At 65.7% G+C, this 21,503-nt stretch carries 16 protein-coding genes; 6 read left to right on the top strand and 10 right to left on the bottom strand.

Translation table 11 applies throughout. The features are described from left to right. Window positions 1-290: 290 nt before the first annotated feature. Both ASC68_RS18815 and ASC68_RS18810 read right to left on the bottom strand, forming a co-directional pair. Window positions 291-4,604 carry a translocation/assembly module TamB domain-containing protein gene (locus ASC68_RS18815; protein WP_156387380.1) on the bottom strand — a complete coding sequence of 1,438 codons (4,314 nt, stop codon included), beginning with the start codon at window positions 4,602-4,604 and terminating at the stop codon, window positions 291-293. Beyond that, the gene (locus ASC68_RS18810) at window positions 4,601-6,472 is read right to left on the bottom strand and encodes an autotransporter assembly complex family protein (protein ID WP_055882729.1); all 1,872 of its coding nucleotides are present in this window, start codon (window positions 6,470-6,472) and stop codon (window positions 4,601-4,603) included. The genes ASC68_RS18815 and ASC68_RS18810 overlap by 4 nt, the downstream gene beginning before the upstream one ends. 307 nt (window positions 6,473-6,779) lie before the next feature. On the opposite strand from ASC68_RS18810, the gene ASC68_RS18805 reads away from it, so the two are divergent. The 6 genes from ASC68_RS18805 (at window position 6,780) to ASC68_RS18780 (ending at window position 12,013) form a co-directional block, all read left to right on the top strand. Beyond that, window positions 6,780-7,604, top strand: a complete 825-nt coding sequence (locus ASC68_RS18805; RefSeq protein ID WP_055882726.1) for an amidohydrolase — start codon at window positions 6,780-6,782, stop codon at window positions 7,602-7,604. Window positions 7,605-7,676: 72 nt separating this feature from the next. Beyond that, window positions 7,677-8,741 (top strand): Gfo/Idh/MocA family oxidoreductase, encoded by a 1,065-nt coding sequence (locus ASC68_RS18800; RefSeq protein ID WP_055882723.1) that lies wholly within the window; start codon window positions 7,677-7,679, stop codon window positions 8,739-8,741. Then, entirely contained in the window at window positions 8,738-9,313 is a 576-nt protein-coding gene (locus ASC68_RS18795; protein WP_055882721.1) for a MaoC family dehydratase, read from the top strand. The genes ASC68_RS18800 and ASC68_RS18795 overlap by 4 nt, the downstream gene beginning before the upstream one ends. Beyond that, window positions 9,310-10,461, top strand: coding sequence for a CaiB/BaiF CoA-transferase family protein (locus ASC68_RS18790; RefSeq protein WP_055882720.1), 1,152 nt, complete (start codon window positions 9,310-9,312; stop codon window positions 10,459-10,461). The genes ASC68_RS18795 and ASC68_RS18790 overlap by 4 nt, the downstream gene beginning before the upstream one ends. A 14-nt stretch (window positions 10,462-10,475) precedes the next feature. Next, the gene (locus ASC68_RS18785) at window positions 10,476-11,570 is read left to right on the top strand and encodes an extracellular solute-binding protein (RefSeq protein WP_055882717.1); all 1,095 of its coding nucleotides are present in this window, start codon (window positions 10,476-10,478) and stop codon (window positions 11,568-11,570) included. Continuing rightward, entirely contained in the window at window positions 11,567-12,013 is a 447-nt protein-coding gene (locus ASC68_RS18780) for a MaoC/PaaZ C-terminal domain-containing protein (RefSeq protein ID WP_197421319.1), read from the top strand. Before ASC68_RS18785 ends, ASC68_RS18780 begins: the two co-directional genes overlap by 4 nt. A 205-nt stretch (window positions 12,014-12,218) precedes the next feature. Here the strand turns inward: ASC68_RS18780 and ASC68_RS18775 are convergent, their stop codons facing one another. The 8 genes from ASC68_RS18775 to ASC68_RS18740 all read right to left on the bottom strand — a co-directional run bounded on the left by ASC68_RS18775 (window position 12,219) and on the right by ASC68_RS18740 (window position 21,469). Then, window positions 12,219-14,114, bottom strand: a complete 1,896-nt coding sequence (locus tag ASC68_RS18775) for a hypothetical protein (protein ID WP_055882713.1) — start codon at window positions 14,112-14,114, stop codon at window positions 12,219-12,221. 5 nt (window positions 14,115-14,119) lie between these two features. Next, complete coding sequence (gene ugpC / locus ASC68_RS18770; protein ID WP_055883286.1) at window positions 14,120-15,196, bottom strand: sn-glycerol-3-phosphate ABC transporter ATP-binding protein UgpC; 1,077 nt, start codon at window positions 15,194-15,196, stop codon at window positions 14,120-14,122. A 5-nt stretch (window positions 15,197-15,201) separates the two neighbouring features. After that, window positions 15,202-16,047, bottom strand: coding sequence for a carbohydrate ABC transporter permease (locus ASC68_RS18765; protein WP_055882711.1), 846 nt, complete (start codon window positions 16,045-16,047; stop codon window positions 15,202-15,204). A gap of 4 nt (window positions 16,048-16,051) precedes the next feature. Continuing rightward, window positions 16,052-17,011 carry a sugar ABC transporter permease gene (locus tag ASC68_RS18760; protein ID WP_055882709.1) on the bottom strand — a complete coding sequence of 320 codons (960 nt, stop codon included), beginning with the start codon at window positions 17,009-17,011 and terminating at the stop codon, window positions 16,052-16,054. A gap of 123 nt (window positions 17,012-17,134) precedes the next feature. After that, on the bottom strand, window positions 17,135-18,388 hold the full coding sequence (locus ASC68_RS18755; protein ID WP_055882707.1) for an extracellular solute-binding protein: 1,254 nt from the start codon (window positions 18,386-18,388) through the stop codon (window positions 17,135-17,137). Window positions 18,389-18,432: 44 nt separating this feature from the next. Then, entirely contained in the window at window positions 18,433-19,587 is a 1,155-nt protein-coding gene (locus tag ASC68_RS18750) for an enolase C-terminal domain-like protein (RefSeq protein WP_055882704.1), read from the bottom strand. A gap of 51 nt (window positions 19,588-19,638) precedes the next feature. Continuing rightward, on the bottom strand, window positions 19,639-20,526 hold the full coding sequence (locus ASC68_RS18745; protein WP_082528290.1) for a carbohydrate ABC transporter permease: 888 nt from the start codon (window positions 20,524-20,526) through the stop codon (window positions 19,639-19,641). Between the two features lie 7 nt (window positions 20,527-20,533). Beyond that, window positions 20,534-21,469, bottom strand: a complete 936-nt coding sequence (locus ASC68_RS18740) for a sugar ABC transporter permease (RefSeq protein ID WP_082528289.1) — start codon at window positions 21,467-21,469, stop codon at window positions 20,534-20,536. Window positions 21,470-21,503 lie beyond the last annotated feature (34 nt).

Here is a 21,503-nt window from a genome sequence, read left to right as displayed (position 1 = left end):
TTGACCTCATCCGCGGGCCCAAGGAAGCTACTTGCTCGCAAACGTTTGCGCAAGCGCTGACATGTTAGTGTTTGCTTCGACTTTGGTGGAAATGCTTGGAGCGATCGTGCCGTCGGGTCTCCCTCCCCCTTGTGGGGAGGGATCAAGGGTGGGGGTGACCAAGTGCTCCGGCGCGTGGGGCTTTCCCCCACCCAGTTACGCTACGGCTCCGCCTGGCTTCGCTAGCCCCCGGCGAGGGCCTCCGGCCCTCGTCCGGCTCCTACAAGGGGGAGGGAGACAGCGCGAGCCGCCTAATAATCGCTCTCGTAGAACACGCCGAAGCTCGAATCCCCGTCCGTGCCGGTCGAGACCTTGGCCCGAATATCTTTGGTGATGTCGAGGTTGACCGTCACCCGCGAATTGCCGTCCGCCCCGGCCTGGACACCGAGATAGATGTTGTCCTGGAGATACGCGCCCGCCTGCACCGCGAGGCTGCCATCCTCGTTAGTGACCACGTCGAGATCGTCGAGCCCGGCCTTGGCGCGGAGCGAGTCGACCAAGGAGCCACCACCGCCGCCGGCCAGCTCCGCGGCAGCGCCGGCGAGCTTGGCCAACTGGATCGGGGTCAGTTCGCCCATCGAGCGCTTGAACAACAGCCGCGACAGCACCTCGTCTTCCGGCAACACCGGGTTGGAGCTGAAGCCGATATCGAGCTCCGAAACGCGGCCGGTGACATTGACGAATACCGTGATGCCATCGCCTTCGGTGCGCGCGGTGAAATCGAGGAACGGGTCGAGATCGCCGACCAGCGTCACTGAACCTTCCTCGAAGGTGACACGCTGACCGAGGATGGCGAGCCGCCCGCGATTGAGCTGGAAGCCGCCGACCGGGCGGATGTCGTTGACCGAACCGGTGAGCCGTACCGAGCCGCCCACTTCGGCGTCGAGCCCGCGGCCGCGAATAAAGATCTGGTTGGGCGCACTGACATTGACGTCGAGCTGCACCACCGAGGGCCGCCGCTGCGGCAGCGGTGCGCCCGACGCCGTCACGGCAGCGCGCTTCAGCGTCACCAGCACCGGCTTCGGCGCATTAAGATGCTTGGCGTCGATGATCGTCCCGGCGGCGCCGAGCGAATCCGGGATGGTGATATCGGCCTTCTCGATCATCACATTGCCCGACAGCGTCGGGCTGGCATCGAGCCGGCCCCGGAGCGCCAGGTCGCCCGAAACGGTGGCGACGAACATGTTGCCATCGGCATAGCGCGCCGAATTGAGCCGCACCGCGATATCGGCCGGATTGCCGGCCCCAAGCCCGATCGAGCCGCCGACCGAGAGCGAGCCGCCAGTGGCGAGGCCGGCGGTCAGGCTGTCGATATTGATGCGGTTGCCGGCGAGGCTGGCGCGGCCGGTGATATCGACCAATCTCAGGTTGAGCACCGGATCGATATAGCCCGAGCCGCTGGTCGCGACCGTGCCGGCGAATTGCGGCGAGCTGAGGCTGCCGGTCACCCGCGCATTGAGGTTGGCGGTGCCGCTGAGCTGGCCGCCGCGGTCGGCGACGAAGCGGTTGCCGAGCGCCAGCGGCGCCGAGCCCTGCACGTCGATCGCGAGGCCGCGCCCATTGAGCGGCACCCGGCCACTGGCCGTCAGCTGCAGGCCGCCGGCGCCCTGGGCGGAGGCGCTCTCCAGAACCAGCGTCTGCTTGGCGAAACTGCCGCGTCCCGAAAACTGCATCGGCGTAATGCCGAACTCGCTGATCGCCGCAGCGGAGACGCCCGAGCCGGAAATGCTGAAACTGGCAGCCGGATCGGAGGCCGAGCCGGTGATCCGGCCGCTGCCGTTCAGCGTACCGGCAAGGGCGAGGTCGGGCGCGATGGCATTGGCGATCGACAGCGGCAGGGCCTGCACGTCGAGCGCGATATCGAGCTTCGCGCCGGCGCTGCCGGTGGCCGAGATGCGCCCACCGCCGACATCGAGTTGCACCGCGTCGAGGCGGACAGTGTTACCGGCAATGGCCAGCGCCGTCGGCTGCGCCAGGCGGGCCCGCAACTGTCCCTGGGTCAGCTCGGCCCGGTCGAGCGCCAGCCGATAGCCCGCCTCGAGCGGCGCGAGGCTGCCGGCCAGCGCGACATTGGTGCGGTTGGCCAGCGCCGCCGTGAGATCGAACGCCGTAGCGTCACCGCTGCGCGAGGCCTGCGCCTCAAGCGTGTCGATGCTGATGCCGCCGGCAGCGATGGCGCGGCCGTTCACCGTGCCATCAATGGCCGGCACGCCGAACAGATCCGACACCGAAGCGCGGATTTCGGCGGCGCCGATCTCGATGTCCGAGGTCGCGAGCTTGGCGATCGAGCCGACGATCTCGGCATTCTGCTTGCCGGCGGCGGGCGTCAGGGTGATCGAGGCATCGGCACTGCCGGTGGCATCGACCAGCAGCAGAGCCGCGGCCGTGGTGACGTTTGGCGAGGCGAGCTTCAGTGCGCCGGTCAGCAGCCCATCGGCGTCCTGCACCACATCGCCGCTGATCAGCGTCGGGCCGGCCTCGAAGCGCAACCCGGTCAGCCGTCTGGTCGTGGCATCCACCGCGACGTCGCCGCCCAGCGCCACGCGGAAGCGCTCGAGGAAGGCATCGCCCTTCAGTTGTCCGGTTAGCGTGCCGTCCTCGGCGAGCTGCCCGGTGAAGCCGAACGCCGCGTCCGACAGCGATTTGCCGGCCAGCGCCCCGCTTGGCACTTTCGCCGAGATATCCAGCGCGATGGCGCCCTTGCCCCTCGCAGTACCAGTGAGCGTCAACGCGCCCTTCGCCTGGTCGGAAACCAGCGCCAGGTCGGCAAGCGCCGCACTGAAGCTGAAGTCCGCCGCGCCGGTGGCAAACGTGCCGTCGGCGGCAATCTGCACATTGTCATTGGCGATGCGGAACGCTTCCGCCTCGAGCCCCTCGGCGGTGCGCGCCACGCGGCCGCTGAGCTTGACCGTGCCTTCAAGCACCTGGTCGAGCGCCGGCTCGGAGAGCGCGAGATTATCCGCGGTGCCGTCGAGCTTCAGGTTGAAGCCGCCGATCAGCGGGCTCACCGTGCCGGTGGCGGTAAGGTGCATTGCGCCATCGAGGTCGCGCCCGGCGACGCCCGAAAACGGCGCAATCGAACTGGTCTCGATCGCCACCTGGCCGTTGAAGACGTTATCGTCGATGGTGCCGGCGGCGCCGAGGCTCAGCGCCTTGCCGACCAGCCGGAACTGCGCCAGTTGCAGCGGCTCGCCGGCATTCCACAACCCGGCGAGCCCGAGCCCGGCACTGTCGCCCAGAGCCGCCTGCACATCGGCATCGGCGGAGACAATCCCCGAGACCATGCCGTCGGCATTGAAGGTCAGCCGGCGACCGGCCGGATCTTCGAGATTGCTGGCAATGCCGTTGCCGCGCAGCGTTATCTCGCTCGCTCTGAGTCCGCCGTTGGCGAAGCCGTTGGCGACGAGGTCAGCCGACCAGTCGTCGCTGCCCGCGCCGCCGAAATCCACGTTGAGCGTGGCGCTGTCGATGCTGGTCGCCGCGCCCGGCGCCGGCAGGATGACGCGGTTGCCGGCGGGATCGGCGATGGTCGCGGCGAGGTTCAGCCGGCTGAGGAAGCCATCCGCCGTAGTCGTGCCGGAGGCCTCGAGCCCAAGTTGCCCACCACTGAGCTTCAACCCGGAGATCTCGACGCCACCGGCCGAGCGCAGCAGCGCCGAGGCCTTGAGCGAGGTTTGGGCCCCGAAGAACGGCTGATAAGCCGGCGCCACCAGCATGCCGATCGGCCCGCCGAGATCGGCATCCACCGCCATACCTTCGGGCTTCTGGACGATCGTCGCCAGGCCCTCGAGCGCCCGCTTGCCGCCGGCATCGAGCGTCATGGTCGTCCGGAGGTCGGCGACCGGCCCGGAACCGTTGACCGCCAGCGCCATCTCGGGCTTGCCCTCGATATTGAGCAGGTTGGCGAGAATACCGTTCGGCGGTTCGGTCAGCGTCACCCCGACATCGATGCTGTTATCGGCCCGCTTGTACGCGACGGCGACATCGAGCTTGCCGCCCGGCCCGTCGAGCCGCACGATATTGAGCGCGGTATCGAGCGAGCCGCCTTCCAGCCGGAAGTTGCCGTCGACCGAAATCTCCGAGCCCAGCCCGAAGACGTTCTCGCCGAACGTCACCTTGGGGATGCTCAGCTTGTCGAGCTGGATCGCCACCGGGAAATCCGGGATCGCCAGCGGTGCCGCTTCCGGCGCCGGCAGGTTCGGGTCGCCGCTCGGGATGGCGTTGCGCAGGTACTCGATGCTGTCGGCGGTCAGCGACCTGACAAGCAGGCGGCCGGTGAACAGCGCCCCCTGGTCCCAGTCGATCGCCGCATTGTTGACCCTGAGCCACACCCCCTCCTTATCGGAGATAGTGACCTCGCGGATCGAGGCGGTCGACGACAGTGCGCCATCGATATTGGAGATGCGAATCTGCCGCTCCGGCGTCGACAACTGCCCTTCGACGAAGCCGACGAACCAGTCCTTCTGCTGCTCGGCGCTCATCTGGCCCTGGTCCTGCGCGACCAGCGGCATCGCAGCCAGAAGGCCGAAGCCGAGCATCATGCCGGTGGCGAGAACCCGTTTCAAAACGCCTGTCCTATGCCGACATAGAGCGCATAATCCGGATCGCCGGGCCGCTTGTTGAGCGGCACCGCCACATCGAGCCGCAGCGGCCCGAGCCCGGTATAGTAGCGAACGCCCGCGCCGACACCGAGGCGCAACTGGTCGAGGCCCGGGAACTCCTCGGCCGCGACATAGCCGCCATCGACGAACGCGACGATGCCGATATCGTTGGTGACCTTGTAGCGCGCCTCGAGCGAGCCCTCGATCAGGTACTTGCCGCCGGTGACCGTATCGCCAGGTCCATCGACGCCGATGCTCTTGAAACCATAGCCGCGCACCGACCCGCCACCGCCGGCAAAAAACAGCCGATCGGGCGGGATTTCATCAATCGCCGGCCCGACCAGCGCGCCGACCTTGGCGCGACCGGCCAGCACCAGTTGCTTATCGCCCATGACGCTGAGGTAACCGCGCACTTCGGCGGTCGTCCGGAACGCCGGGTTGCCGTAGTAGAACTCGTAGAACGGCTCCGCCGTCACATTGACGTAGAACCCTTCTGTCGCATCCTGGGGGTTGTCGCGCGCATCCCAGATCAGCCCACCGGTGAGCCCGGCGAGCGAAAAGTTGCGGGTGCCGAAATCGTCCTCGAACAGCGAGCGCTCGTAGAAGGCCGAGCCGTCCAGCGTCAGTTGGTCGAACAGATACTGCGTCAGCCCCACCCGCGCCGAAGCCGAAGTCTCGGTATAGGCCGGCAAAACGCTGCGCTCGGCCGACACTGCAGCGACGAGATCGTTGTCCGGGTTGAGGAAGCCCGGCTTGGTGAAAGTGCCGCCAAAAGCGTAGTCGAACTCCTCGGTGGCAATCGGCCAGTTGATGCCCGCGACCTTGGCGTCGAGCCTGAGCCGCTCGGCCCGCCCGAACAGGTTGCGCCACAGGTGGAAGCCCTCGATGCCCAGCCCGTCAATGGTCGAGTAGGTGGCGCCGACGCCGAAGCGCCGCTCCGCCTGCTCTTCGACGATGACGTTGAACGGCAGCACTCCGTCATTGCCGATGGCGCCTGCCGCCTCGATCCGCATGGCGCGGAACACGTCGAGCCGCGCCAGGCGTTTTTCGGCCCGCGCGATATCGTCGGGGTCATAATCCGTGCCGGCGATCAGCCCGGTCTGCTGCGCGACGAATTCCGGATCCATGCGAGTCGTCCCGGTGACCCCCACGGGCCCGACCGTCGCGTGCCGCCCCGGCGCCACGGTGATGGTGACATCGACCGTGTCGCTCTGATGGTCGGCGACCACCTGCCGGTCGACCACCGCCGCCTCGGCATAGCCCTGCTGCCGCCACGCATCGACCGCCAGTTGCTCGGCCCGCCCGACCACCGTGGCCCTCGCCACGAGGCCGGCGCCGAACCCGGCGATCTCGGGCTGCTCCACCTCGTCGCCGGCTTCGCTGGCGATGGGCGCGCGGTTGGTAATCTTGACGTTGCCGAAGCGGAACAGCGGGCCGGCATCGACCTTCAGCACCACCGCCACCGGATCGGGCAGGTCGGTATCGACCGGCAGGTTTGCCGCTTCCCTGCCACCGACCAGGATGCTGATCGCCCCGCCGTAATAGCCCTGGTTGTAGAGCGCCGCGAGAATGCGCCGATAATCGCTACGTGCCCTCGCCAACAGCCCTGCTGCACCGGAAGCCGGCGTCGCCTGATCGGCAATCAGCGCCGAGGCGCCGCGGATGGCGTTGGCCACGTCGCCGGTCGCTGTGGTTTCGAGCGTCGCCGTATAGGTCTGCGGATCGCCGATCACCGCATCAGCATCGATCTCGCTCTGATCCTCGAACAGCTTTATGCCGAAGAACTCAAAGGCCGACGCTCCCGGCACCAGCAATGGCGCCAGGGCCAGCATGGCCAGACCGATTCTTACCCGCCGCTGTAACAGTCCCGACTACCCCTGCCCTCGGCTGCCCCGAAACTCACCCCCGCCCGTGGCCCGGGCGGCTGCTGTGGTGAGCTCCGGCCGACCCGCCGTTGCCCGATGGGATATGTCCCACCAAATGTCGCAAGCCCAAGCAACCGTCAAACGGCGGCGACTATGAGGCGATAATGCGGCATCCACGATCACGACACGCGCCTAACTGGCTGTCGACGAACGCGTAATAGCCGCTTCTGCGGCATCTCATTATCGTCGGAGAAGAGTAAATGGGAGGTCAAGCATGCGCATCGTCGATACCCACCTGCACCTGGTGCACATGGATCGCTTCACCTACCCCTGGCTTGGCGGCGCCGGCGCACTGAAACGCGCCTGGCCGGCCGAAGCCTTTGCGGCTGAAGCACAAAAGCTCGGCATCGAGGCCGCCTTGCACATGGAGGTGGATGTGGCCGAAGCCGATATGGAGGCCGAAACCCGCTACGCCCTCGAGGTAAATCCGCTGGTCGTCGGCGCCATCGCCGCGTGCCGTCCCGAGAGCTCGGACTTCCCCGCCTACCTCGACCGCCTTGCCGCGCTCAAAGGCGTCAAAGGTTTTCGCCGTATCCTCCACACCTCGCCCGATGAGCTGAGCCAAGGCCAGCTGTTCCGCGCCAACCTGCGGCGCCTTGCCGACAAGCACCTGCCCTTCGACCTCTGCGTACTCTCAAAACAGCTGCCGGTCGGCCGCGAACTGGTCGAGAGCTGCCCCGGGGTGCAGTTCGTGCTCGACCACTGCGGCGTCCCCGACGTCGCCGCAAAAGCGCTCGACCCGTGGCGGCGCGAGATCAAGGCGCTGGCGGCGCTGCCCAACGCGGCGGCCAAGATTTCCGGTATCGTCGCGTATGCCGGTCCCAACTGGACCACCGCCATGCTCCGCCCCTTCGTCGAGCACATCATCGAAAGTTTCGGCTGGGATCGTGTTGTCTGGGGCTCCGACTATCCGGTGCTGACCCTCACCGCCGACCTCGGCCGCTGGGTGGCTGCGACCAAGGAGATCGTCGCCGGCGCCAGCCCGGACGAGCAGGCGAAACTCTTCCATCGAAATGCCGAGAGAATCTACCGCCTCTGATATATCAGCGTTGCCCCGACAGCCCACATGTGAAATACCCATTCACATAAGAATGGTCTGAGCGAGGAGCAGGTGAGTATCGACGTCGGAGCCCTCAGGCAAAACTGGCCCCTGCCGGGCAACCCCAGACCGATCGTCATCATCGGCGCCGGCGGCATCGTCACCGACGCGCACTTGCCGGCCTACCGGCTCGCCAGCCTGCCGGTCGCTGGGGTGTTCGACCTCGATGCCGACCGCGCCAGATCTGTCGCCGAGGCATGGGGCACCCGCGCCTTCGCCTCGCTCGATGAGGCGATCGCCACGCCCGATGGGGTCTATGACCTCGCCCTGCCCCCCGCTGCCCATCTCGACGTGCTGCCAAAGCTGCCCGATGGCGCCGCCGTGCTGCTGCAGAAACCGATGGGCCGCGACCTCGCCGAAGCTACAGCCATCCTCAAGCTCTGCCGGGCGAAATCACTGAAGGCCGCGGTCAACTTCCAGCTCCGCTTCTCGCCGATGCTGCTGGCCGTCGCCGACGCGCTGCAGCGTGGCTGGCTCGGCCGGCTGATCGATGTCGAGGTGCACCTCAACCTCGTCACCCCCTGGCACTTGTTCCCGTTTCTCAACGGTATGCCCCGGGTCGAGATCGCGGTGCACTCGATCCACTATCTCGACACGCTCCGCGCCCTGCTCGGCAACCCCACCGGCGTCCATGCCCGCACGCTCGGGCACCCCTCGACCACATTGGCCCAGACTCGCACTTCGGCGCTGTTCGATTTCGCGCCCGACCAGCGCGCCACCTTCTCGATCAACCACAACCACGATTTCGGCCGCCGCTTCCAGGATGCGAGCTTCCGTATCGAGGGCACCGAGGGCGCCGCCATGGTGAAGCTCGGCCCGCTGCTCAACTATCCCGAGGGCGAACCGGACGAACTGTGGATCACGCGTCGTGATGATGACTGGACCCAGGTGCCGCTGCAGGGGCGTTGGTTCCCGCACGCCTTCATCGGCACGATGAGCAACCTGCAGCGTTACGCCGCCGGCGAGGATGCCGTGCTGGTCACCTCGGTCGAAGACGCCTGGCACACCATGGCGCTGGCCGAGGCCGCCTTCGAGTCCGCCGCCCTGCCCGCCACCCCAGTGAGGTCCGCCCCATGAGCAGCCCGACCGTCGGTGTTCACTCGACCAACCCGACCACCATGCCCGCCGAGCACGCCCGGCTACCGGTGTGGAATGCCGAGAACTGGTTCTACGAGGACTTTGAGGTTGGCCACAAAATCCGCTCGCTCCGCCGCACCATTTCGGAGGGCGAGAGCATGCAGTTCAACGCGCTGGTCACCGACATGCACCCCTATGTGGCCGACGAGATCTTCGCCACCACTGAGGGCCAGTTCGGCCGCCGCCTCGTCGCCGGCGCCTTCGTCTTTTCGGCCGGGCTCGGGCTCGTCGCCACCAACTGCATCAACGCCTTCAGCTATGGCTATGACAAGCTCAGGTTCATCAAGCCGACCTTCATCGGCGACACCATCTACACGATCCGCACCAACATGGAAAAACGCCCGAAATACAAGGAGCTCGGCCTGATCCGCGCCAGCTATGAAGTGTTCAAGGGCGAAGGCGAACTGGTGCTCTACTGCGAGCATCTGCAGACCGTGAAGTACCGCAACGCAGCCGACTTCGAAGGGCAGGCTCGCGACAGCGGCCAAACAGAAAAGACCGCTGAGAAATGACCAGCCTCCCTCTCGACGGCGTGCTCGTCGTCGATCTCTGCCAGTTCCTCTCCGGCCCGTACGCCTCGCTGCGCCTGCAGGATCTCGGGGCGCGCGTCATCAAGATCGAACGCCCGGATGGCGGCGACCTCAGCCGCCGGCTCTACCTCTCTGACACCGAGATCGGCGGCGATAGCACGATCTTCCACGCCATCAACCGCAGTAAGGAGAGCCTGGCGCTCGACCTCAAAAACCCCGATGACATCGCCGCGCTCCGAAAGCTGCTCGGCCGTGCCGACGTGATGCTGCAGAACTTCCGGCCCGGCGTCATCGAGCGCCTCGGGCTTGATTATGACAGCGTCAAGGCGCTCAACCCCGGCATCGTCCATGCCTCCATAACAGGTTATGGCGACGAGGGACCGTGGGTGCAGCGTCCCGGCCAGGACCTGCTGGCGCAGGCCCGCTCCGGCGTCATGTGGCTCAATGGCGATCACGATCAGGGTCCGGTGCCGTTCGGCCTCGCCATCGCCGACATGCTGGCCGGAGCCGCGGTGGCGCAGGGCATTCTCGCCTCGCTGGTGAAGAAGGGGCGCACTGGACAGGGCGCGCATGTCGAAACCAGCCTCCTCGAAGCGCTGGTCGATTTCCAGTTCGAGGTGCTGACCACTCACCTCAACGATGGCCGGCGCACCCCGAAGCGCTCCGGCTTCCGCTCGGCCCACGCCTATCTTTCCGCGCCTTACGGCGTCTACCCGACCGCCGACGGCTGGCTGGCGCTCGCCATGACCCCGCTCGGCAAGATCCGCGACCTGCTCGAACTGCCGGCGCTCGACGCCTTCGCGGCCGATCCCAAAAGCTGGTTCAGCGCCCGCGACGAGATCAAACGCATCATCGCCGAACGGCTGGCGACCCACACCACCACCGAATGGCTCGCCGTGCTGGAGCCCGCCGATATCTGGTGCGCCAAGGTGCTCGAATGGTCCGAGCTCCTGGAGAGCGAAGGGTTCAAGGCGCTCGACATGCTGCAGACCGTCACGCGCGACGATGGCGTCTCCATTCTCACCACCCGCTCGCCGCTCCGCATCGACGGCCAGCGCACTAGGACGTATCGCGCCGCGCCGCTGATCGGCGAGCAGAGCGCAGAGATCCGCAAGGAGTTCGGCCTGTGACTATCCTCAGGGGCATGACCTGGAGCCATCCGCGTGGCTATGACCCGATGGTGGCGACCGCCAAAGCCTGGGCCGAGAAAACCGGCGTCACCATCGAATGGGACAAGCGGAGCCTCCAGGATTTCGAGTCGTTCCCGGTCGAGGAACTGGCGCGCCAGTACGATATGATCGTCATCGATCACCCGCATGTCGGCCAGGTCGTCGAGGAAGGTTGCCTCGCCCCGCTCGATGTGCCCGGCCGCGAGGCCGAACGGCAGGCGCTGGCCGAAGGCTCGGTCGGCGCGTCCTACCCGAGCTACGAGTATGCCGGGCACCAATGGGCGTTCCCGATCGATGCCGCGACGCAGGTCGTGGCCTATCGCGCCGACCTTATCGATGCGCCGCAGCACTGGGACGATGTCGTGGCGCTGGCCAAGGCCGGACGCGTCGTCTTCCCGCTGCTGCCGCCGCACTCGATGATGAGCTTCTTCACCCTGACCGCCAATCTTGGCCATCCCTGCGCAGTCGAGAACGGGGCCTTGGTCGACACGGCGGCCGGCGTCCGCGCCATCGAGATGCTGGCCGAAGTTGCGCAACACCTCGACCCCGCCGACTTCTCCATGGACCCGATCGCCGCCTCCGAGGCGATGGCGCGTCCGGACGCGCAGGTGGCGCTGATGCCGCTCGGCTATGGCTATGTCAGCTACGCCATCCCTGGCTTCCGCCCCCACCGACTGACCTTCGCCGATATCCCGCTGCCCGGCGCCAAAGGCTCGGCCCTCGGCGGCACCGGCATCGCCGTCTCCGCCTTTTCGCAGAACCGGCAAGCCGCCATCGACTATGCCTACTGGGTCGCCTCTTCCGACGTGCAGCGCAGCCTCTACGCCAGTTCGGGCGGCCAGCCCGGCCATGCCACTGCCTGGGAAGACGATGCGGTGAACGCCGCCGCCGGCAACTTCTATCGCGGCACCCGCAAAACCCTCGAGGGCGCCTATGTCCGCCCGCGCCACAATGGCTACATGGCGTTCCAGGACGCCGCATCGCAGCGGCTCAATGCCGGCCTGCTGGCGGGTGAGGCGCCCGCGACCATCCTCGCCGATCTCGATCGGCTGTTTCGGGAGAGTTTCTGATGGAGCGGCCGCGCCACTTCGAGGACTATGTCGTCGGCGAGATCAGGAAGACCAGCGGACGCACCATCACCGAGACCGACTTCGTCGTGCACGCCGGCCATACCGGCGATTTCTTCCCGCACCACATGGACGCCGAATTCATGAAGAGCTCGGAATTCGGCCAGCGCATCGCCCACGGCACCATGACCTTCGCCATCGGCATCGGCCTCACCGCCACCGAAATCAACCCGCTCGCCTTCACCTACGGCTACGAACGCCTGCGCTTCCCCAAGCCGGTATTCATCGGCGATACTATCCACACCGAGCTGACCATTGCGGCGCTGGACGACGATCCGAAGCGCCCGCAATACGGGCGGGTGACCGAGCAGGTGCGGGTGCTCAACCAGCGTGGTGAGACGGTGCTGGCATGCGATCATATCTACTTGGCGCAGCGGCGGGGGTAGCACCGTCCCGACAAACACCGTGCCTCCGCGCACCCCCTCCGAGCTACGCTAGGTCGCTCTCGCTCCCAAGCTTCGCTTGCCTCCCCCGTCAAGGGGGAGGTGGCATCCAGTTTGTGGCTGGATCCCGCCATGGCCACCAGCGGGCACCCTCCCCGTGACGGGGAGGGATGGGGTGGGGTCTGCAGCGGGCACGATGTTGCTGGCGCTACTCCTCCCGCCCCAGCAACGGCGCCGGCCCATCCGCCGCCCGCACCCAGGGCGTGTCATAGCTCGGCGCATTGGCAAACCGCCGCATCCCCAGTGTCAGCCGCGCCGTCGCGCCGGCTGCGAGCTTCACGGTAAGCCACCGCCCGCTGACCGCCGCCGGCGCGGCATCGCCGAGCTGCACCGACGTGAAATCGTGCTCCCCGAACACCCCGCCCTGGATCACCACTTCCGCCGCATGCACGGCGTCGGTGTTGACCAGCGTCAGCGTCGCGCCGTCGTGCGTGAGCCCGTCGACCAAAGCCGCCACGCCTTGCGGTAATCCCGGACGCCTGCCGACCGCGTCGAAGTAGCGGAACCGCGCCACCTGCAGCCCGCCGTGATAGACGTGCATCGGCCCGCCCAGCGTCAGCTGCGTCAGCGCTTCCACCACCATCGGCGTCAGCTGCTGCCACATATGGATGGTCATCGACTCCCGGTAGTGATCCATCTTCTCGGGATCATTCTCGGCCTTGCGATAGTTGGCGATCTGCTCAGTGATGGTCTGGAGGTCGGCCTTCAGCACCGCCTCGGGATAACCGGGGTCGTTGCCGCGCATGAACCTGAACCACTGCGCGGTATTGCCGTTGAACCCCATATGGCCGCCATTGGTCTTGCCATAGCCGTGATAGGCGGGGTTCACTTCGTCGAACAGGTCACCGGCCCAGCCGCGCTCGGCCCGCTCGGCGTCCTCCTCGGCCATCGAGACGTTCCATAGGTACACCCCATACATCGGGTGGAAGCGGCGATAGTCGCGCCAGCCTTCGTTATAGTGTCGGTTGGGCACCAGTTGCTGGCCGCCCTCCTCGCGGCGCAGACCCCACAGCATGTCGAGCTGCGAACGCGCCAGCTGCAGGTGCGCCATGTCGCCGGTCAGCAGCGCCGCGTTGACGCCGGATACACAGAGCGGCTCGAGCAGCGAGAACGAGCCGTGCGGCCAGCGCCAGCCGTAATAGCCGCCCCACCACTTGCCATCGTTGTATTGGCCGATCTCGCCTGAGAGCCCGATATTGTCGGGGGTAATCCCGCCATTGCGCGCCGTGCGCTCTTCCCATGCCGCGAGATAATCGAGCACCCAGGCCCGGTATTTCTCCTCGCCGGTATAGGCGAAGGCATGCAGCATAAGCGAGGTGGCGCCGAGGTTCAGCGGCACGTCGCCACGCGACTGTCGCTGGTTGATGCGGGTGAGGATTTCCGCATAGGTCGCATCGTCCGACCACGGCGTCTTCATGCCGTATTTGTCGATCCCCGGCAGGTCCTCGAAGGGCGGCAGGTAGTCATCGAGGATTTCGCGATGCGTCGACCAATCCTCAGCCGTCTGGGTAAACCGCGGGCCACGGCTGCCGGTGATCGGCGAGCGGATCAGCTTGCGCTCCGCATCCCAGTTCTGCGCCTCGGCATCCTCGCCATTGTAGAAGCCGGCGAAGCGCCGGGTACGTTGGCGGTCCTTGGGCACGGCCGGATCCGCGAGACCGAAGAAATAGAAGAACAGGTTGCTCTCGCCGTGGTGCATCCAGTCGTAATAGGCGTCGTACTCGCGGTGGATCTGCCCGTACTCGGTCCACTGCCAGGTGATGCCGTCCCAGATGGTGCGCGAGCGCTTGTACACCTCCTCCGAGCCGCCCAGCGCGTAGAACAGCGGCATGTTCATGAACCCCTCATAGGGGTCGTCCGAGCCATCCATGCCCGGCCAGCGATCGCGCCAGATCAGCGTCCCGTCAGGCCGGGTGTAGCGGTCGGCGAACTCGATCGCCGCCTCGTTCAGCACCGCGAAGATCTGCCGTTGCAGCAGCGCCCATTCGGGCAAGGGGAGGATATCGGCCGCCGCGATCGACGGCATGCTGGAGGCGCTGCTCATGCTGGCTAGATCCGGTTGCCCGTTACGGGGTCGAAGAGGTTGATGGCGGCGGTGTCGACGCTGAGGTTGAGCGTATCGCCGGGCTTCGGCCGCACCTTGGGCCCGAGGCGCGCCGTGAGCAGCTGCCCGCCGACGCTGACGATCACCATGGTGTCCGGGCCGGTCGGCTCGACCACATCGACGATGCCTTGAAGTCCCGCCGCGCCCTGCCCGGCGTTGAGTGTCTCCGGCCGGATGCCCGCGACCACTTCACGACCGACAAACGCCGCCACGTCCTGCTCCAGCCCGACGAGTGCGAGAGACCCGGCGGCGTGGCGCAGCACCAGCCCGCCATCGCCGTGCTCCAGCATGCCCGTGAGAAAATTCATTGTCGGCGAGCCGATGAAGCCGGCGACGAACATGTTGGCCGGCCGGTCATAGATGGTTTCGGGGTCGGCGAGCTGCTGGATCACCCCGCCCTTCATCACCGCCACCTTGGTGCCGAGCGTCAGCGCCTCGACCTGGTCATGCGTCACATAGACGGTGGTGGTGCCGAGCCGGTCGTGCAGCCGCTTGATCTCGGTCCGCATCTCGACCCGGAGCTTGGCATCGAGGTTGCTCAGCGGCTCGTCGAACAGGAACAGGTCGGGGTTGCGCACGATCGCCCGCCCCATGGCGACGCGCTGCCGCTGCCCGCCCGAAAGCTGCCCCGGTTTGCGGTCGAGCAGGTGCTCGATCTGCAACAGCTCCGCCGCCCGCTGCACCGCCGCCTCACGCTCCTTCGCGTCGACCTTCCGCATCTCGAGCCCGAAGCCGATATTCCGGCGCACCGGCATGGTCGGGTAGAGCGCGTAGGACTGGAACACCATGGCGATGTTGCGGTCCTTGGGGTGCACGTCGTTGACGTTCTTGTCGCCGATCAGGATGTCCCCGCCCGAGCTCGGCTCGAGCCCTGCGATGATCGCCAGGAGCGTCGATTTTCCGCACCCCGATGGGCCCAGCAACACCAGGAAGCCACCGTCCTCGACCTCGATGTCGATATTGTTCAGCACCTCGACCGCGCCAAAACTCTTGCGCACGCCTTTGATCGACAGAGTGGCCATCGGCACTAACCCTTGACTGCGCCGGCGGTGATGCCGGCAACCATGACGCGCTGCACGAGGGCGAACAGCACAATCACTGGAATGATGGAAATGATGCCGCCGGCGGCCAGCATGCCCCAGGGCAGCTGGAACTCGCCGACCATCAGCTGCAACCCGACCGGCCAGGTGCGCGAGCCGGTGCTGGACGTGAGCATCAGGGCGAACAGATACTCGTTCCATGCGGCGATCGCGACGAACACGCAGGTGGCGACGAGCCCGTTCCGCGCGATCGGGATGACGATGCGGAACATCGCCCCGATACGGGTCGAGCCGTCGATCCGCGCCGCACTTTCGAGTTCCGTAGGCGCCGCATCGAAAAAGCCCTTCAGCATCCAGACGAACAACGGCAGGAGGAAGCTGGTATAGGCGACGGCGAGGCCGAGGCTGGTGTCGAACAGGCCGAGGTTCCGCATCACGATGAACAGCGGGATGATCATCAGCACCGCCGGGAACATGCGCACCACGAGGTAGCCCAGCATCAGCGGCGTGCGGCCTGGGAAGTTGAAGCGGGAGAAGGCGTATGAGGCGATCGTGCCGGTGAACAGGCAGATCGCCACCGTCAGCGTGGTGGTGACGAGGCTGTTGATCACGAGGACCGGATAGCCCGACTGGTTCCACAGCTTGATGTAGTTCTCGAGCGTGAAGCGGGTGGGGAAATACACCATCGTGCGGGTCACGATGTCGTCCTCGACCTTGAACGAGGTCAGCAGCATCCAGAGCAGCGGGCCGATACTGAGCACGGCGAGCAGGATCAGCACGGCGTAGCTGAGGATGTTCCAGATGAGGTTGGAGCCGGAGCGGGTCTGGGCCATGGCGCTAGTCCTGGTTGACCTTGCTGAGCCGGATATAGGCCCAGGCAAACAGCATCAGCAGTACGAACATCACCACCGACAGCGCGCCCGCATAGCCGAAGTTGAAATCCGAATAGGCGTTCTGGAACGCGTAGAGCGACAGCACCTGCGTCGACCGTCCGGGCCCGCCCTGGGTCAGGATCAGCAGCAGATCCGGTGAGTTGACCAGCCCGATGACGCGCAGGATCACCGCCGCCGCAATGATGGTGCGCAGCATTGGCAGCGTGATCAGCCGCAGTTGCGCGAACGCCCCTGCCCCATCGATATCGGCCGCCTTGTAGAGATCGGTCGGGATGCCCTTGAGGCCCGCCATGATCAGCAGCGTGAAAAACGGAAAACTATGCCAGGCCTCGACGAAGATCGCCGTTGCCATCGCCGTGTTGGGGTCGGCAAACCACGCCTTGTATTCCTGGAGCAGGCCGATATTGACGAGAATGTCGTTGATGACGCCGACCCGGCTGTCGAGCATCAGGGCCCACATGTTGCCCGCCACCACGTTGGGCAGGAAGTAGGGCACGAGGATCAGCACCGCCAGCACCTTGCCGCCCCACAGATTGCGGTTGAGCGCCAGCGCGGCGACGAGGCCGACAACGAACTCGATGAGGATCGAGAAGGTCACCCACACTGCGGTGTTGCGCAGCGACAGCCAGAAGATCGGGTCGGCCAGCATGCGCTGGTAGTGCTTGAGCCCGACGAACGCGCCGTTGCCGGCCGGCCGGTTGAGCCGCATCTCGGTAAAGCTCAGCTGGAATCCGTAAACGGTGGGGAACAGCACGATCGCGGTGATCAGCAACGCACTGGGCAGCAGCAACAGATACATCCAGTAGCGCGTCTCGGAGAGCTCGCCGAGCAGCCGCAGCGGATTGATCGCATCCCAGGTGGAGCGCGGCGGCGGCAGGGCAGCCATAGCACGGCCTCGGCTCATCGGGGCTCCTTGGAGGGCTTCCAGGAAAAGTTGCAGACTTTTCCGGTTCGGAAGCGCGACAACTTAGACTTGGCGTTGATCGGGTCGGGGAGAAGGCGGCCGGCTTGCACCGGCCGCCAGGGATCAGGCGATGGCCGCAGCCAGCCCCTCGATGATCTGATCGGCAGCCTGGTCGGGCGTCGCCTGGCCGATCAGGATCTGCTGCAGCGCCGGCAGCACGGTGTTCTGTGCCCAGCCGGCCGCACCCGGGAAGCTCGGCTGCGGGATGCCGAAGCCCAGCGTATCCGCGGCGGCCTTGTACATTGGGTTGCCGACGATGCGCTGGTCCTGCGCCGCGACGGTCGAGGCCGGCATGTAGCCGGTCTTTTCGAGGAAGGCGACGGCGGCATCCGGCTCGCCCCAGAACTTGATCCATTCCCAGGCGGCGTCGGCGTTTTCGTCGTTGGTGATGCAGTTATAGGCGTAGGCGAGGCGCGCCACGCGGGTTGCCGGGCCAGCCGGCATCGCGAAGGTGCCGAATTCGACGCCTGGCTTCAGCTTGCTCGCAATATCCTGATACGAGCCGGTGTGGTGCCAGATCATCGCGGTCTGTCCGGTCTGGAAGCCGCTGATGACCTGCTGGAAGCCATCATTCGCGGCGCTCGGCGGCACGGCCTTGTCCTTGACCAGCAGCCCCGCATACCAGTCGAGCGCCTTGACGACGATATCGCGGTCGAGCCCGATGGTGCCGTCTTCCTTCTTCACCGGCGAGCCGAACGCTTCGATGACGTTGACCACGAAATTCTGGCCGCCGGGGCCGCCTCGCAAGCCGAAACCGAAACGGCCCTTGGACGCGTCGGTCAGCTTGATCGCCGCATCGCGGAACTCGTCATAGGTGGTCGGCGCGGCAAGGCCGGCTTCATCGAACCAGTCCTTGCGATAGTAGCCCCAGTCCACGAACGTGAAGCCCGGCACGCCATAGGTCTTGCCGTCCTTGGTGATCGAGGCGAAACGCTTGTCATCGAAGTCGCCACGCCGCTCCCAGCCGGCAATGCGGTCGGTCATGTCGCTGAGCGCGCCCATGGCGAGCAGGTCCTCGAAGCGCTCGGACGAAACCATCGTCACGTTCGGGCGGCTGCCGCCGACCACGGCCGCGGTGATCTTGGCCATGAACTCGGGATTGGGGATGTTCTCGGGCGTCACCGCAATGTCGGGATGCGCGGCCTTGAACAGGTCGAGCACCGCCTGCAGCCCTGCAGCCTCCGACTGGCTGGTGAAGGTGTGCCAGTAGTTGATCGCCGTCTGCTGGGCGAATGCCTGGTGCGGCAGCAGCGCCGAAGCGGCCAGCATACCGCCGCCCAGCTTCAGGACTGATCGTCTATCGAACTTGGCCGTCATAAGTCTCTCCTCCTAATGATAGCTCAGTTACGTTGTCTGATATATCAGTGCCATGGTACCTCAGCCCCACGCGGCGTCAACCGCTCGCTGACTGAGACCTTCGTCAGGGCCGTCTCGTCGAGTTTCTTGAAGTCGAACTCGTAGCCGATACCCGGCTCGTCGCTGACCGTCAGGTTGCCATCGACGATCGCCAGCGGCCCGAGCTTGTCGAGGCCCTTGATCTGCTCCTCGTTCATCACGAGTTGCTCATAATAGTCGTTGTTCGAGATGGCGGCGCAGATCTGCGCGTTTTCCAGCCCCATGCCATGCACCTGGGCCCGCATGCCGTGGCTTTCGCTCAGATGCGCCACCTTCATCGAGCCGGTGAAACCGCCCTTGTAGAAGGTCGAGACACGCGTCATGTCGAGCGCCTTGTTCTCGATCCAGGTCGCCATGTTGCCATGTACGCCGTCCGAGGTTTCGGCGGCGAGGATCGGGATATCGAGCTTCTCGCAGAGCTTGGTGTAGCTGCCGAGGTGGAACTCGCGCATCGGCTCCTCGTACCAGAGGAAGCCGAGATCCTGGATCGCCTTGCCGAACTCCAGCGCGTTGACATAGTCCCAGCCGGCCGAGCCGTCGAACATCAGGTCCGCATCGGGCCCGACCCACTTGCGGAGGTTCTTGCACAGCTCAATGTCGCGCTTCACCGGGCCGCCCCAGGCATGCAGCTTGAACGCCTTGAAGCCGACATCACGGCTCATTTTGATGTAGCGCTCGTACTCGTCCATCGTCGGCCAGGTGACTGTCGAGGCATAGGCCGGCACGACGCGATTATCGCCACCGAGCATCTGGTAGATCGGCATTTTGGCGTGCTGCGATTTGACGTCCCAGCACAGCATGTCGAGCATGCCAAGCGAGCGCATGTGGATTTCCTCGATGCGGTCGATCTCCCAGATCAGCCGCCACATCCGCTCGGTCAGCAGCGGGTTCTCGCCGATGAACTCGTGATAGCGGCGGCGCACCAGGTCGATCACCGCCTCGCCGCGGCCCATCTCGATGACGCCGTCGATGCCGGCATCGGTCTCCATGCGGATCACCGCCTTATGCGGCTTGGAGCCACGCGGAATGTCACCGTGCGAACCGGGAATGCCGTCGCGCCAGATGAATTTCGGTCCCGGCTCGTGCTCGACCAGCCATGCCGTGAACCCCGTGATCTTCATTCAATCCTCCTAAATAGATGCGTGGCGGCCAGCCCAGGCAGGACCTGGCCGCTAACCCTTTTCCGCGCCCGACAGCATGCCGGAGCGCACGAACCGCTGCGCGGCCATGAAAATCAGCAGCACCGGCAGCACCACGAGGATGGCGGCGAGCACCACCTCCGGCTTCTTGATCGGCACATCGTTGGACGGCAGGTTGCTGAGCGCGCCTGAGCCGCTCACCAGCGCCGTCAGCCCCACCGGCAGGTTGTAGAGCTTGTCGTCGCTGAGCAGCACGAAGGCGAGGAAGTAGTTCGACCAGATGGCGAGGAAGCTGAAGAACGCCACCAGCGCGATGATCGGCCGGGCCAGCGGCAGCGCGATGCGGGTGAACAGCTGGAACCGGTTGGCACCATCGACCCGGGCGGAATCCATCACCCCCTTGGGCAGCGAGGTCGAGAAGTAGACATAGGTGAGATAGACGCCGAACGGGAAAAAGCCCGAGGCGAGGATCAGTCCGGCATAGGTGTTGCTGAGACCGAGGAGGTTCAGCTCGAGAAAGATCGGCAGCACCACCGCGGTCGACGGCGTGATCATGGCGATCAGCGTCAGCGTCAGGATGAGCTTGCGGCCCGGAAACTCCGACTGCGCCAGCGCATAGCCGCCGGGGATCGAGGCAATCAGCGACAGCAGCACGCCGCCCACCGAATAGATCAGCGAATTGCCGGCCCAGGTCAGGATCTGGAAGTTGTTGTAGGTGGTGAGATTGGTCCAGGTGCGGCTGAACGCTTCCCAGGTGCCGAGCGCAAACGGCGGATCGGTCAACAGGGACGCTTCCGAGCGGGTGCCGGCGATGAACAGCCAGAGCAGCGGAATGCCGTAAAAGCACACCGCGAAGGCCAGCGTCGCGAAGACGACGAAACGGCCGAGGTTGAGGCGCATCGGTGCGGTTCTGCTGCTCATTCCGCCCTCAATCGATCTTGTAGAACTTGGTGGCGAAAACGATCACCAGCGCGATGACGATCGACGAGCCGACCAGCAGCGTACTGAGCGCCGCCGAGGCGCCGAAATCGCCCATCCGGAAGGCGTACTGGAACGCCATCTGGTTCAGCGACCAGTCGTTCTGCGCGAATTGCGGCCCGGCCAGCCCCATCAGTTGCGGCTCGACGAAGAGCTGCAAGCCGCCGGCAAAACTCAAAATCCCCATCAGCACCAGGGAGCGCCAGATCATCGGCAGCTTGATGCGGGTGGCGAGCTGGAAGCGATTGGCGCCATCGATGCGCGCCGCCTCCATCACTTCGGTGGGAAGGCTCGACAGCGCCCCGCCGAACACCACGATCCAGCCGCCCGAAGCCGAGAAATACGCCATGACGGCGAACACCCCGGCGAGCCCGATGCCCGAGATCACGTCGGCCCGCGTGCCCCAGCCCAAGCTGTGCAGCACCGGCTGGAACGGGCTGACCGAGGGGTCGAGCACGAACAGCCACAGCACCACGATGGCCGACGAGGTGACGGCGCCGGGCAGAAAGTAGATGGTCCTGAGCGTATTGGCGGTCTTGCGATTGATGCTGTCGAGCATCAGCGACAAAGCCGCGACGCCGATCATGGTGATGGTCACCCAGATGGCGACGAAGGCCAGCACATTGACGACGCTCGCCGGCACGCGGAAATCGTCGAACACGAACTGGTAGTTGGTAACGCCCCAGAACACCATTTCGATGGTGTCGAAGAAGCTGAGCCCGAAGGCATAGGCGATGGGAAATAGCCCGAACATCAGCAGCAGCAGCAGGTAAGGCGCCAGCAGCAGGTACGACATGCGCATATCGCGCCGTGCCTTCTGCTTCTCCTTGCGGGCGCGATCGCTCGCCGCCGCCCTCATATCCACTGCCATTGCCGTTGCGCTCATTGCTGCCCGCCTGCGGAGCGCTTTCAGGAAAAGT

This window comes from Devosia sp. Root105 (assembly GCF_001424865.1).
Classification (GTDB): domain Bacteria; phylum Pseudomonadota; class Alphaproteobacteria; order Rhizobiales; family Devosiaceae; genus Devosia_A.
The sequence above is the reverse complement of the archived record's forward strand: the minus strand, read 5'-3'. Positions and strand labels throughout refer to the sequence as shown.